General features: G+C 68.3%; 11 protein-coding genes. 3 read left to right on the forward strand and 8 right to left on the reverse strand.

Annotation, left to right across the window (positions count from 1 at the left end; all coding sequences use genetic code 11):
• Positions 1–2: 2 nt before the first annotated feature.
• Genes LKK40_RS07270 through LKK40_RS07280 form a run of 3 tightly spaced genes read left to right on the forward strand, consistent with a single transcriptional unit; the run spans position 3 to position 3,411 of the window.
• Positions 3–1,913: a type IV secretory system conjugative DNA transfer family protein gene (locus LKK40_RS07270; protein WP_273296318.1), complete on the forward strand. Its 1,911-nt coding sequence runs from the start codon at positions 3–5 to the stop codon at positions 1,911–1,913.
• Positions 1,914–1,918: 5 nt separating this feature from the next.
• Positions 1,919–2,752, forward strand: coding sequence for a hypothetical protein (locus tag LKK40_RS07275; RefSeq protein WP_273296316.1), 834 nt, complete (start codon positions 1,919–1,921; stop codon positions 2,750–2,752).
• Positions 2,749–3,411, forward strand: coding sequence for a hypothetical protein (locus LKK40_RS07280; RefSeq protein WP_273296314.1), 663 nt, complete (start codon positions 2,749–2,751; stop codon positions 3,409–3,411). Before LKK40_RS07275 ends, LKK40_RS07280 begins: the two co-directional genes overlap by 4 nt.
• On the opposite strand, the gene mobF is transcribed toward LKK40_RS07280, so the two are convergent.
• The 8 genes from mobF to LKK40_RS07320 form a co-directional block, all read right to left on the reverse strand.
• The gene (mobF, locus tag LKK40_RS07285) at positions 3,297–7,556 is read right to left on the reverse strand and encodes a MobF family relaxase (protein WP_304310075.1); all 4,260 of its coding nucleotides are present in this window, start codon (positions 7,554–7,556) and stop codon (positions 3,297–3,299) included. The two genes, LKK40_RS07280 and mobF, sit on opposite strands and share 115 nt — an antisense overlap.
• Complete coding sequence (locus LKK40_RS07290; protein ID WP_273296310.1) at positions 7,553–8,041, reverse strand: hypothetical protein; 489 nt, start codon at positions 8,039–8,041, stop codon at positions 7,553–7,555. The genes mobF and LKK40_RS07290 overlap by 4 nt, the downstream gene beginning before the upstream one ends.
• Before the next feature lie 24 nt (positions 8,042–8,065).
• Entirely contained in the window at positions 8,066–8,779 is a 714-nt protein-coding gene (locus LKK40_RS07295) for a hypothetical protein (protein WP_304310076.1), read from the reverse strand.
• 511 nt (positions 8,780–9,290) lie between these two features.
• On the reverse strand, positions 9,291–9,671 hold the full coding sequence (locus tag LKK40_RS07300; protein WP_273296308.1) for a hypothetical protein: 381 nt from the start codon (positions 9,669–9,671) through the stop codon (positions 9,291–9,293).
• Positions 9,668–10,546: a hypothetical protein gene (locus LKK40_RS07305; protein WP_273296307.1), complete on the reverse strand. Its 879-nt coding sequence runs from the start codon at positions 10,544–10,546 to the stop codon at positions 9,668–9,670. Before LKK40_RS07305 ends, LKK40_RS07300 begins: the two co-directional genes overlap by 4 nt.
• Before the next feature lie 406 nt (positions 10,547–10,952).
• Complete coding sequence (locus LKK40_RS07310) at positions 10,953–11,564, reverse strand: hypothetical protein (protein ID WP_304310077.1); 612 nt, start codon at positions 11,562–11,564, stop codon at positions 10,953–10,955.
• A 30-nt stretch (positions 11,565–11,594) separates the two neighbouring features.
• On the reverse strand, positions 11,595–11,903 hold the full coding sequence (locus tag LKK40_RS07315) for a hypothetical protein (protein WP_304310078.1): 309 nt from the start codon (positions 11,901–11,903) through the stop codon (positions 11,595–11,597).
• A gap of 404 nt (positions 11,904–12,307) precedes the next feature.
• Entirely contained in the window at positions 12,308–13,870 is a 1,563-nt protein-coding gene (locus LKK40_RS07320; RefSeq protein ID WP_273296306.1) for a ParB/RepB/Spo0J family partition protein, read from the reverse strand.
• Positions 13,871–13,891 lie beyond the last annotated feature (21 nt).

Consider the following 13,891-nt stretch of genomic DNA (forward strand, 5'->3'; position numbering starts at 1 on the left):
ATATGAACGGCGGATACGACAGGCATCACACGGACATCGACGAGGCGCGCGGGTTCACCGACTGGTGGGAGGGCTTCCAGCGCACCCGCGCGGGCGACTTCCTGCGCGAGCACACGCCCCTGGTGCGCGCCCTGGCGTCCCGGGAGAGGGGGCGGCGCGCGATGGCGCTGCTCGTGCTGGCCCCGTTCCTCCTGTGCGTCCTGCTGGCCGCGCTCTTCCGGCAGCCATGGATCCTCGTCCTCGGCGTCGCGCTGCTGGCCGCGCTGGGCGCGGCCGGCGCTCTCGCGTGGTCCTGGTATTCGGGCAGCCCGCAGCAGGCGGCCGACCGGTTCCTGACCGACGAGCATCTGCTGACCCGGCGCGAGGGCATGCAGCAGCTCTCCGACCGGGCGCTGAGCCATGCGGCCGACCATGCGATGCCCGGCACGCGCGCCATGCTCGATTCGGGCGACGCCAGGCGCAGGCCGATCAGCCCGAGCCTGGCCGGCGTGCTCCTGGGCGACTGCCATCGCGCGCGCGTATGGCTCTCGATGGAGCGGCCCGCGTACGTGCTCAGCCCCGCGAGGGGCGGCAAGACCAACGCCCTGGTCATCCCCCTGATCGTGGAGGCGCCCGGCCCCGTGGTGGCCACCAGCTCGAGGAAGGACATCCTGGACGCGACGTTCGACTTGCGCACGGGCGGCTACGCGACGCCATCCCGGCGCGACTTCGACGGCTCGAGCCCGCATTCGGGCGGCGAACGGGCCTACGTGTTCGACCCCATGGGCATCGTGGGCTCCGTGCGCAGGTACTCGGACGCGCGCATCCGCTGGGACCCGGTGCCCGCCTGCCGGGACACCAGGAAGGCGCGCACCCTGGCCAGCGCGCTGGTGAGCAGCGCGAACTTCAGCGGCGAGGACGCGACCTGGGCGCGCATCGGCGTGGACATCACCCAGGCGCTCCTGCTGGCCGCCGCGCTGGACGGCAAGGGGCTGGACGACGTGTTCCTGTGGTCCCAGGACACGCAGGGCATCAGCCGCGCGCGCTCGATACTGGAGCGCCACGAGCAGGAATGCCCCGAGGCGCGCGCCTGGGCGCTGCCATTGGCCCGCCTGTCCGAGGACGACCGGCGCACCGCGTCGAACAAGCTGCTGACGATGTCCAGCGCGTTCAGCGCCCTGAGCCTGCCGCAGGTGCGCGCCTGGTTCAGGCCGGACCCGCTGGCCCGCCGCTTCGACATGCGCGCCTTCCTGAGGAGCAGGCAGACGGTGTACCTGCTCGCCGAGCTGCGCAGCGTGAACGGGCAGGCCGACGCGAGCACGGCCGTGTTCAACTGCATGTTCCTGGACGACGTGCGCGACACCGCGCGCGAGATGGCCGCCGAGGCCGAGCACGGCAAGCTCGAGCCGTCCGTGAGCCTGATCCTGGACGAGTGCGCCAACATCAGCCCCTGGCCCGCCCTGCCGCAGGTGTTCACGGCCGGCTCGGGCGACGGCCTTTTCGCGTGCGCCGTGTTCCAGTCCCGCCCGCAGGCCCAGGACGTGTACAGGAAGGCGGAGGCGCAGATGTGGGAGTCGGGGCAGAAGGTCGTGCTCGGCGGCCTGTCCGACAGCCAGACGCTGCGCGACATCAGCGCCCTGGTCGGCAAGCGCGAGGTCAAGAGCGTCAACCGCTCCTACCGGGGCGGCTTCTGGCTCGGCGGCCGGCTGAGCGACGGGCTGGGCACGAACGAGCAGACGCAGCGCGTGGCGACGCTGGACGAGCAGGCGCTGCGCGAGATACCGCAATGGTGCGCGCTGCTGATGAGCGCGGCCACGCCCGCCGCGGCCGTGAAGCTGATCCCCTGGTGGCAGCGCGGCTGGCAGGGCGAATCGGGCGAATCGGACGGGCCGGCGCAGGCATGGAGCGACGCCCCGCAGATGACGGTAAGGTGAGAGGCATGGACAACGGGAAGAACCCAGGAATCAGGGGCCGGCTGCGCGCGCTGCAGGACCGCCATCCGGCCCTCGCGGGCCTGCTCTACACGCTGGCGGCGCTGCTGCTGCTCGCCGCTCTGCTCGCCTCCGGCATCATCCCCGGCCTGTACGGCGGCCAGCCGGCGCCATCGCCATCGCCGGCGGGAGCGTCGGCCGGCGCGACGGCGCAGGCGCCGGCGAGCCGCAACCCGGCGCTGGACGGGGGCGACTGGCGCAACGCGTCGGCCATCAAGGCCAGGGACCTCATGCAGCAGATGGGCGACGAGCTGGACACGACCCTGCCGATCGACGGAAAGCCGCTGCTGCGCGACTACCTGGCCCCGGTCGAGCGGAACGTGCCGCACGGCGACTACGCGAACGCCGAGAACGATCTGACCGACCTCGCCAAGCGGATCATCGCCCGGCCCGCATCCGACCAGCAGGGCGTGAGCCGGGAATGCGACCAGCTCGACGCCGCCTGGCAGACATGGCAGGCCGAGGCGTGGAACTGGGCCAACAAGCTGCTCAACGAGCACGTCATCACCAAGAACGTGTCGGAGCGCGCCGCCCGCGAGTTCATCAGGAACCACCCGCAGTGGCCCTACTCCTGCCGGGTATGGGCCTCGCACGAGACCGAAGGGTCGTTGGGCAGGCCCATGGCCCGCCAGGACTTCTTCTACATGGCCAACCGCATCAAGACCGCCGACAGCGAGCTGAACCAGTGCATCGGCGACATGACGCCCGACCAGGCCAACCAGATGCCCCAGGACCAGGTCTCGAACGACGGCCCCCTGCCCGACATCAGCGTCAGGCCATGAACGGGTACGCGGGAGCGTTCTGGGATCTGCCGGCCGCCGACCATGATATCGGCGAGCAGCTCGGCATGTCCCCCCACGCCTTCCACGCGCGCGCCAGGCAGCCGGCCACGGCCGGCGCGGACGCCGACTTCACGGAGATGCTGTGCCAGATCGACCACCGCATGGACCGCGCGCTGCCGGAATGCTGGATCCTGCACCCCTACCTGTTCGCACTGCTCGACGCGCTGCGCTGCCAGTACGCGGCCTGCTACCTGCCGTTCCGGACCAAGAACGGCCTGCACCCTCCCATCCCCTCGGCCGAGCAGACGCGCTTCTGGCAGGACGAGGACCGCACGCTGTCCATGATCCGCGAGTACTGCAAGTCGCAGGGCGTGGGCGACGGCGAGCACGAGTGCGGCATCGGGCACGACGAGCCGTCCGCGCTCAGCGCCGCGACGATGCGGCGCCGCGCGTTCTCGGCCGAGCACGGCATCGAGCCGGCCGGCATGTACCCGTGGGGGGCGAGCCTGGAGGCGGCCGATGACGGCCGTCCCATCGAAGCCGATCACATGCCGCCCATCTCCATGCCCTCGCCCGGCGAGGACATGGAGGACGGTCCCGCCGATCCCGGCCGGGATGCGGACGGCGGGTTCGTCGACCCGCTCTCGGGGGCCATGTAGCCGGCCATCAGCTCCGGGGCCCGCCGGCGCAGCGCGCGCTCCGCGCTCCTGGCGTCGGCCGGGTCCATCGCCCCGAGCGTCCGCTCGGCGCCGGCCCGCCGGGCCACCGACTCGTACAGGGGGCGGGGCCCGCCGGGAGCGTCCACGAGCACGGCCGTGTACCGCTGCGAGCGGCTGAGCGCGTCCCACGCGCGCAGCAGCGCGTGCGCGTCGGCACCGTCGGCGCGTATGGCGATCCTCTCCACGGCGGCGGGGCTGATGGCGCGGGCGCGTTCGATCGCTCCGGCCGGGTTCGCGCTGCGCACCGTCGCGTACTCCCCGTCCCGCCCGATCCCGTCATGGGGCTGGCCTGCGGTCATGTCGATGAGCAGGGGCCGGCCGGACAGGAGCCTTCTGACGGTGCCGCCGTCGAAGCCGCGCGAATCCTGGGGGGCGAGCCCGGGCATCACGTCAGGGTCGGGCGGCGTCGCCCGGTAGACTTCTATTCTCTGCTCCAGGCGTTCGCGCCACGCGTGGTCTCGCCATGCGTCCTGCGCTCCGGCTCCGGGCTTTCCCAATGGGTGCTCGAGGTCGTCGACGTCGTTCTCGGCGCGGTACGCCTCGATCTGCTCGATGAGCCGCTCCCATTGCCGCCGGCCCGCGCCGCCGGGCTCGGGGGCGGGGCCGATGGCCTTGGTCCATGCGGGCGCGAGCCCCTTCTCGCCGTCGCGCGCCGCGCGCTCGGCCAGGCCGTCGGCGAGCATCGCCAGGCTCTGATTGGCCATGCCGGCCGCGTCCCTGACCCTCTGGCTCTCGTCCGGGCCGGCCTGGGCGTGCGCGTAGCGGCCCGCGACCCATGTGTTGCGCCCCGCGTCCCGGTCGTTGATCTGCTCGTTCAATGCGCGGCGCACGCTGTTCGCCCCGCCCTGGATGCTGGTCCTGACGATGCGGTCGGCCTGCCGGCGGTCGATGAGCGAGGCCTCGCCGTAGGCGGCGACCATGCCCGCGAGGGACTGCGGGTCGCCGGCGAGCTGGCGCATGCGCTCGGGTCCGACGACCTGCTCTTCGAGCCGGCGCTCGGCCAGGAGCCTCGTGTAGTAGTCCCATTCGACGGCCAGCCGTTTGGGCTGGCGCATCGACTTCTCGTAGCGCTGCCGCCATGAGGTGGCGAGCTCGGAGCCGCCGCCCACGTCCATGACCTGGCCCAGTCGCAGCCTGGCCTGCTCGATGTCCTCGGGCAGCAGGTCGTCGGCCGTGTACCAGCGCTCCTTGTCGGGGGCGGGGCCCTGGCCCTTCCATTCCCTGCGCCCGTCCTGTTCGAGTCCGGGGCGCTTGCGCTGCTGCCAGAACGCTATCTCGTAGGAGTCCATGCCCTCGGTCCTCATGTCTTCGGGGTCTTTGACCGCGACGTAGCATTCGTTGCTCTGGCGTCCTCTGGTCATGCCCACGTAGAGCATGGAGCGGCTGAACGAGTCGGCCTCCGCGCTCAGGTACGTGTATGAGCGCTCCACGGTCCTGCCCTGTGAGCGCTGCGCGGTCATCGCGTACCCGCCCTCCGTGCTGGACTGCACGTAGGCTGCCGGCAGCGTCAGCGTGGCGGAGCGGTCGCCTCGCCGGTGCACGTCCAGGGAGCCGTCGTCGTTGACTCGTTCGACGGTCCAGATGTCGCTGTTGCGCACGATGGTCCCGTCCGGCGTGCGCAGGCCGCGGTTGTTGGTTCGCGTGCACACCGCGTCGCCGCGCCCGGCGCTGCTCTTGTCGGACAGCGTGACGCGACGCTTCGAATCGACCAGCCCGAGATCCTGCAGCCTGCCGCTGATCGCGTCGTTGAGGTCTGCCATGTCCTGGTTGGTGGCGGTGACGAGGATCGAGTCGACGCCGCGGCTCAGGTCCGCGACCATGCGCTCCACGACGGCGCGCTCGGCGTCGGCCTCGCGCACGGCGTGGATGGCTCCGGCCTGCTCGTACTCGTCCAGGGCGGTGTACGTCTCCTTCTTCTTGTCCTTGATTCCTCGGCGCAGGTGCTCGGCGCGCACGGCCTCCCCGGGGTCGCGGAAGCGGAACACGGTGGTGAGCTCCTGGGCTCTGCCGTGGTCGACGAGCCAGCTGAACGCGCCGCTGCCCTCGCCGGGCGAGGACAATTGCATGCTGTCGCCCACCATGATGATCTTCGCGCCGTTCTCGGCGCACAGGCGGGACAGGAGCTCGACGCTCATGGTGTCGGCCATGCCGGCCTCGTCCACGATCACGATCCCGTTCCGGGGTATGCGCAGCGCGGCCGACTGGGCGCTGAGAGCGGCGACCTGCTCGCGGGCGGCGCGCCGGGCGGCGGGGGTCCGCGCTGCGCCCAGCCGCTCGTTCGCCCGGGCCAGGCGCGTCTGCAGGCTGCCGGTGCGCGCCTCGTAGAGGATCTTGGCGACGGTCTCGGTCTGGATGCCCAGGCTCTTCTTCAGTTCGCCCGCGCCGGCGGCGGTGGGGGCCAGGCCGAGCACGAGGCCTTCGCCCTGCAGCCGGCCGGCGCTGCGCACGACGGCGCGCAGGGTGGTGGTCTTGCCGGTTCCCGCCGCCCCGTTGAGCGCCACGATCATGCGCCCGTCGAGCAGCAGCCTCGTCGCGGCGGCGCTCTGGTCCTTGGCCAGCGGGTGCGCGGCTGCTGCCGATGCGGCCTCGACCGCGTCGGCGACCGCCTGCCGGTCGAGCTGGCGGGCGGGCTCGTACGTGGCGTCGGCGCGCTGGATGAACGCCTGCTCGGCGTCCAGCAGCTCGCGCGTGGCGAACACGAATCCCTCCTGGTCGTCGGTGACCGCGCGCCCGTTCCATCCGGTGATCCGCTCGTCCGCCTTCATGGATTCGCTGATCTCGTAGCGCTGCGCGGTCAGGGGCACCAGGCGCGCGGTCTCGACGCTGCACAGCGCGTCGATGAGCTCGTCCGCCTGCCCGTCGATGACGCGCACGCCGCGCACGAGGCGGGCCGCTTCGGCGCGCACGTTGTCCAGGGTGATGCGCGTGCGGTTCGCCTTCACGTTCTCGTGCAGCGCGCCGGTCACGCTCCTCTGGAGCTGTCCGCCCTGCTCTCGAATGCTCTGGTCCAGGAGCGCGGAGAGCTGGCGCATCGCGTCCCTGTCGCGCAGCGCGGCGCGCACGTCGATCGCGCTGAAGCTCGCGCCGACGCATGAGCCGGCGAGCTGCGCGGGGTCGATGCCGTGCTCGCGCATGGCGCTCTGCCAGGAGTCCATGAGCTGGCTCAGGCTCAGCGGCTGCTTCGGCTTGGCCTTCCTCGTCTCGCGCCATGCCTGCCGGTCGAGCGCTTCGAGCCGCGCCTTCTCCACGGTGTCGCCCTTGCTCCTCGCGAGCTCGATGAGCTGCTTCTTCTTGTCGGCGATGCCGTTGTGCCGGCTGGAGAACGCCTCGATGAGCTCGTCGCTGACACCGTCGATCTCGTACACGCTGGCCTTGCTGTCGAGGCTTTCGCGCCGGTGCCATTGCACGCCCAGGCTCTGGGTGAGCTTGTCCATGAGCAGGTTCGTGTGCCGTTCGCTGATCGCGACGGCGGCGCGGAACGCGCTGCCGCCGTCCAGGGCGCCGGCCTTGCCGTCGGCGCGCTCCACGAGGTTGGAGATGAGGACGTGGTCGTGCAGGTGGGGGTCGTGGTCGCGCGAGTCCCAGTGCGTGTAGGCGACGGCCACGACGCCCTTGGCGCGCTGCCGGACGACGCTCCCTCTGCCGGAGCGGGAGCTGGCGACGTGGGTCTCGAACCATGCGACGGATTCGCCCATGGCCTCCTTGTGGGCCTTCGTGATGGCGGCGCGCACGTCCTTGTCGCCGCTGGCCCACAGGATGTTGACGCTTTTGGGCATGTGGAAGGTCAGGTCGTAGCCGCCCACGACCTTGCCCGCCTTGATGCTCTCGTCGTTCATGCGCACGAGCTTCTTGCCGGTGTTGGGCTGGCGCAGCCCGTCGTAGAGGCGGTGCACCTGCTTGTTCGACGCCTGCGTTCCGGCCTTGAGGCCGTAGCGTCTCAGCCCGCTGCCGAGCCACACGCCGGGCGGGGTTCCCGGCGCGTTGTAGTAGTTGGCCATGCCGCCGCCGTGGTCCGAGAGCACGCTGTCGACCGTGTTCTCGTAGTACTTGGAGGCGGTGCCGGCCATCAGCTTGGTGATGCTCATTGCCACGAGGGCGCGTCCTCCCGCGGTCCGTCGCTGGTATCGGCGGGCTGCGCCTGAACTGCGTCGAGCGCAGCGTGATCCTGCTGGCTGATGCCGTTCCCGTCGCCGCCTTCCTGCGCCGGCGCGCCCTGCTCCTCGGCGTTCGGGACGCTTCCGGATTCGCCCGGCGCTGGCTCGCCCGGCGCTGAGTCCTCCTTCTTCCCGCTCTTGGCAGCTGGCCCCATCACCTCATCTCTGGCGCTGGCGATGGCCTGCGCGGTGGTGGCCAGGCCGTTGTCGCGGGCGTGCGAATCCGTCCACGAAAGCTCGTCGATGCCTGCGCACCGCACGTCGTCATAGGCCTTGATGGCTCTGGCGATGCCCGCCCGCCTGTGCTCCAATGTGCTGGCGAGCGTCCTGGCTATGCGTTGCATCCTCTTCGCCTCGGCGAGCTTGTTTTGGAGCTTTTCGATCTCGGCTTCCATGGATTCGTTGTTCTGTTTCATTGTGGTTCCTTTCTATTGAAACGCTTATTGGAAGGCCGGCCGGTCGTCTCTGAGGATGTCGAGATAGGGTCTGATCATGGGGTCGTCGTCGCCCAGCTCGACGCCGTACTGCTCCCGCTCGTACAGCTGCGCGTCCTCGAGGCCCCGCCATGCCTTCCAGTGCCGGCAGCGTTTGAGCATTGTGCTGCGCTCCTTGAGCTGCCGGTGTCTCATGGCTGTCTGCTCGTCGTGAGCGATGCCCCGCAGCTGCGCCTGGCGCCATTCGCGGCGCTGCTTCTGGTCCTGTTCGTCCAGGGCCTTCTCCTCTGCGATGACCTGCGCGGGCCGGTGGTCCTCGTACTTGTCGATGAGCTTGAGGAAGCCGCTGTGCCCGGCGAGCATCGGGTAGTTCGGGCTTCTGGTGTTCACGCCGAGCACGCCCCGGTCGAACATGAGGCGCATGTCCTCGCACGCTTTGGCGACGTCGAGCTGGAGGATGCGCAGCTGCCGGTACTGCTCGTCGTACTGCTCGCGCCATGACCCGTTCGCCGCCTCGCTGGCTTCGAGCCGGCGCTCCATCTCCTCGATCCGCGCCCGCGCCTCCTTCATCTCCTGTCGCGCGGCGCTGCCCTCGTGCTCGTAGTAGTACTTCTTCTGGCACGCCTCGGAGTCGAAGCGTTTGAGCTCCCCGTTCCGGTTGAACTCGACGGGGAACTCCTTCCCGCACACGGGGCATACGCTCATTGCCTGCCCGCCCATGTTCACACTTCCTTCACATTCGTTTTCCTCTTTCGAGGCTGTTCCCATTCAACCTAAATCGCCTTCCGCGGATCCGCGGAGCGCATGCGTCACTGTTTCCCGACTGCGACGGCTGGAGCCTTCCGCCGTTTCGCACTGCGTCGTTTTCGGCCTTAAGCCGTTTAAGATGGCTTATTTCGGCTTTATTCCGCCGTTTCCGGCCGTTTTTGCTCCTTGGGAGCAAGAAGTGCATTGATCGATTTTCATGGTTTTCGATGAAAGCTCTGCTAGATCGTCTGAAAAATCTGATTTCGTTTCTGCTTGCTTCTCGTATGGTTCTGCTCTGACTGTGCTCATGATTGTGTTCTCGTTCTCTCTTGATTCCTGTGGTGATGGTTCGTCTGCTGTTGTGATTTTTTTGCTTGTGGCGTTGTGATGTGGTGACCGTCATGCTCGTGCTGCAAGAGCGGTGGCGCGGAAAAAATTCGGGCCGTCTGCGTGTGCAGGCGGCCCGTGTCTGGGTGGCGTTTTTTTATGCGGCTTGTATGAGGTCGCGTATTCGGTTGGGATCTATTTTGTCGGCGGCGTTCTTGAAGTACTGTTCGTCCTCGAGCAGCATGGCGATGAAGCGGCTGGGGGTGAGATTGTTGTGCCGTGCGAAGTCCGGCGAGTAGAGTTCATCGAATTGCTCGTCCGCGTCGAAGGCGTACATGCCTTCCTTTATTTTCCTGACGATGTCGTACACGTCGGTGCTCTCGGTGATGGGAAGCCACGCCTGCGTGGTGCCGCTGTTCTCCGCTTCGAGCTCGACGATGAGGTCCGTCTCCTGGATGATGGCCTCGCTGCTGCCGTAGTCGAGCTCGTAGGCCTCGATGATGGTCTGGGCGATGGCCTGCGCTGCTTTCGTGTTCATGATTGCTCCTTCGGTGTCTCTGGCTGGTTTTGGTTTGTCGTCTGCTGGCATTGGGCGAGGATGGCGCGGATGGCGCAGGCGCTGCCGCCGGTCGTCTTGCGCTGCCATCGGGTCAGTCGGGGCGAGTAGTGGAAGCCGTGGTGCTTCAGCGTGCCGCGCGTCGCCTCGCCGGGCTTGGCGTCGAACTGGAAGTACGTGTATCCTTCCTCGCCGTCCTGCACGAGGGTGAATGGCTCGCCCGCCGGCATGGTGCCGGTCCGCTCTTCGCGTCCGGCGGCCTTGTGGCGTCGGATGCTTTCGATGCGCTGGCGTATGCGGCGCATATTCGCGTTGTTGTTGCTCAGCGTGAAGGACTCGTAGGGCGCTGGCTCGTTGCTGGCGCGGGCCTTCTTGTTGGCCTGCTTCATTTCCGTCTGCCTGGCCTCGAGCCTGGCGAGCTTTTCTGCGAGCAGCTGCTCGGCGTTGGCTTGCGTGCTGCTGATGCTGCTGCCGCATGCGAGGATCGCGGCGCGTGTCCTCTCAAGCTGTTCGTCCTGCCGCGCGTAGTGGCGCATCATGCTGTCGGTTCGCCTGGCCATTTTCTCGGCCGGGTAGTTCGCGGGGCCGGTGAGCATCACGCTGGGGATTCGCGCGCTGCGCTCGTTGAATTCGTTGGTCTGCGTGGCGAGGATCGCGGCGTACCGGTCGGCCAGCTGGTCGATTCGCTCGTGGTAGGTTTCGTCCACTTCCTGCTTGCGCTGCTCGGCGAGCTGGCGTATCTCCTGCACGGCCTGCTCGTGTTCGCTGGTGGCGCTGCCTTCCCGGTAGCCGGCGAGGCTGCGCGCCTGCTTCGCCTGTCGGGCCGCGTCCTCGCTGATTGCCTGTGCTGCGTTCATGTCGTGTGCTCCTTAGTGCTTCCTGTTTTTTCTTTTTGGCCGGTTGGTCAAGCGAAACGTTACCGGCCAAAGCGGGTTCCGTCATAAGAACACGCGCGGCGCTGTTCCGGCGCGTGGGCGTTGACGGGTTCCGCGACGCCGGTATGATCCAAGGCGAAGCCGACCGGCCAAAAAGAAAAACTGGACGGCGGGCGAAGCCCGCTCCTCTCGACGGCGGCCGCGGCCGCTGTCGGCACCGGCCCTATTCGGCCGGGGCGCGCGCCGCATGGCGCTCCGCCTTCGCCTGCCGTCCGGCGAAGTGCCGGCTTCGAGTCCCGCCCGTTTCATGGGCGGGCGAGAAACGGCATCGGCGCGACCGGGCGGCGTCCGGCTGGCTGGCGGGGCCGGATGCCGCTGGCGGGGCTGGCTAGTCGAGGGCTCTTTCGAGGCTCGCGCATATGATGCCGTCGCGCGTGCTGTAGTCGCGTGCGGGCGCGAGTTCGTAGGCTATGTACTGCTCGCCCACCTGCTTGCACAGTTCGAGCGCTCGGCGTGCTGCCGGGGCCAGCACGAGCATGTCCATGTCGTCGTTGTCGAGCTTGTCGAACTCCTTGGCGTCCAGCTTGCTCTGCGCGGCGTCGAGGTCGGCTTGAAGCTGCTGGTCGCTGGCTTGGCCGCCGTGGCGCGCGCAGAGCTTGGAGAACACGCGGGCGGCTTCGCGTTCAGCCGGGGTGGTGGCGATGTGCGTGAGCTGGCCGAGGCTCGGCACGGCGTACAGCCCGGACGTGGGTATGGCGATGGTGATGTCGGCGCTCCACGCGCTGCCGCCGGTTCCGTAGTCGCGGGTGCGGCAGCTGATGGCGTAGTCCTTGGGGATGCTCCCGTTTCTTTGCAGGGCTTTGATGTCCTTGCGCATGGCGGCGACGCGCTGCTTGGCTGTCTTGCTCGGGTCGTACTTGCCGCCGGTGTATCGTATGCCGTCCTTGTGGCTGTTGGTTACGGTCGGCTGCGCGATGTCAGGCGAGGTGGGTGCGTTCATGTCGTGTGCTCCTTCGGTTTGCGAGTGGGGTTACTTGCTGTGCTTGCTGGTCGCGATGCTGAGCAGCGCTGCGACGGCGGCGGATGCCGTGGCGATGCCGGCGATGGTCGAAGGCCAGTAGTCGAGCACGGCGTTCATCTTCCCGAGCGTGATGCGCAGCGTCAGATAGTGCATACGCAGTTCATGCCGGCGGCGAAGGCGGTCCAAATGGCGGTATTGCTTCGCCAAGTGGCGCTCCCGCTGCTCGAATTGGCTGTCCGTCAGCTTGGGCGGCACGGCCGGCCAGTAGTATGCGTTGTTTGCGGTTCCCGCGCAGTTTGGTGAGGTGGATGCGTTCATGTCGTGTGCTCCTTAGTGCTTCCTGTTTTTTCTTTTTGGCCGGTTGGTCAAGCGAAGCGTTACCGGCCAAAGCGGGTTCCGTCATAAGAACACGCGCGGCGCTGTTCCGGCGCGTGGGCGTTGACGGGTTCCGCGACGCCGGTATGATCCAAGGCGAAGCCGACCGGCCAAAAAGAAAAACTGGACGGCGGGCGAAGCCCGCTCCTCTCGACGGCGGCCGCGGCCGCTGTCGGCACCGGCCCTATTCGGCCGGGGCGCGCGCCGCAAGGCGCTCCGCCTTCGCCTGCCGTCCGGCGAAGTGCCGGCGCGGAGATCCGTCCCCTCGCGGGATGGTCGACGGGTCGGCCTGGGCGCGAGGGCAGGCCGGGGGTCCCGCTGCGGACTCCCGGCCCTTGGCCTTGCTCTTATTGCTCGATGGCCTCGCTCTCCTCCGGCTCTTTTCCGGTCTCCGTCTCGTCTTCCTCGTTCTCCTCTTGCGTTGCCGTCTCTGCCTCGTCTTCGTCCGGCTGTTCTTCCTCGTTCTCTTCGTCGGGTTCGGGTTCAGGGAGGTATGCGCCGTCGAGTCCGTCTTGTTCGGGCTGGCTGGTCTGGTAGCCGAGCGTTTCGAGCGCGGCGTACAGGGGCGTGATGGATTGTGTGAGGCCGTCGTCCTGCAGCCAGTCGAGCCAGCTTATGCTGCTTTCGATGCTCGCGTAGGCGAGGGCCAGCGTTTGGCGTTGCGGGTCGAGGCGGGCTATGGTGCGGGCGATGATTGCGCCGGTGCCCTCGTACTCGCCCTCGTCCGTGTCGTTCTCGTCGTCGTTGCGCGGGTCTTGGAGTCCGATGTCTTCGAGGGTCTGGAGGATTTCGCCCGAGTCGCGGCCCCATGCGTCGATGCGGCCGGTGATGAGTCCTTGGATGGCCGTGGCTGCGAGCAGGGCGATTCCTTTGCTCGTGTTGCGCGGCAGGGTTTTGAGTTCGAGCAGGTGCGCGATGAACTCGCGGCGCAGGGCGAGGCTGGTGGCGGCGTGCGCTTTGGCTGGGGCCTGCTCGGCTTCGGCTTGTTCGCGCTGGCGCTGCCGTGCGGCTTCGCGCTCGGCCCGCTCCTGCTTGACTTGCTTGATGTCGTATTGCGCGTACAGGGCGATGCCTTCGCTCCATGTGGGGCGCTTGCCGTCCCACGCGCGCATCCCGATTCGCGTGACGGGCTGCGCGCCCTCGTCTCTCGCTTCGAGCCATTCGGCCTCCTGCTGTTCGAAGGGCTTGCCGGGGGCGAGCAGCGCGAGCTGCGTGCAGCCTTCGGGCGTCTGGTAGTAGCCGCCGTTGGGCTCTTCGGACGTGTATTCGCGCTGCTGCTGGTCGAGCAGCGTCTTGGCTGCCTCGTACCAGCGGCGGCGGGCCGCGTGCTCCGTCGTGGTGCTCAGCGTGTAGTCCCAGTCCCGGGTTCCGGCTGTCGCGGCCAGTTGCTCTTGCAGGTCGCTCTGGTCGTCCAGTTCGGCGATGGCCTGCCATTGCTCGATGGTGGGCTGGGCCGTTGCGGCCTTGTCTCGCGCGGCTTGGGGTATGGCGGCTATGCTCAGGCGGCGGCGCACGGTCTTCTCGCTGCGTCCGGTGCGCTGCGCGGCCTGCTCGACGCTCACCCCGAGGTCGAGCAGTCCTTGGTACCCGTCGCCCTCTTCGAGCGCGGTCAGGTCGGTGCGCTGGGTGTTCTCGACGAGCATGATTTCGCGCTGCGTGGTCTCGTCCCATTCGCGTATCGCGCAGGGCAGGCTGGCTAGTCCGGCCTGTCTGGCGGCGGCGAGCCGCCGGTGGCCGATGACCACGGTGTAGCGGTTCTCGCCGCTGGGCACGACGACGAGGTTCTGCTGGACTCCCTGCTCGGCTATGCTGGCGGCGAGTTCGCTCACGTCGCCCACATCCTGCCTCGGGTTGGCGGGGTTCGGGTCGATGCTCTCGATGCTGATGTCCTGTAGCGTCTGGCTGTCCATGATGATTCCTTCGTATCTGTG

Source organism: Bifidobacterium tibiigranuli (genome assembly GCF_022655035.1).
Classification (GTDB): Bacteria; Actinomycetota; Actinomycetes; order Actinomycetales; family Bifidobacteriaceae; genus Bifidobacterium; species Bifidobacterium tibiigranuli_A.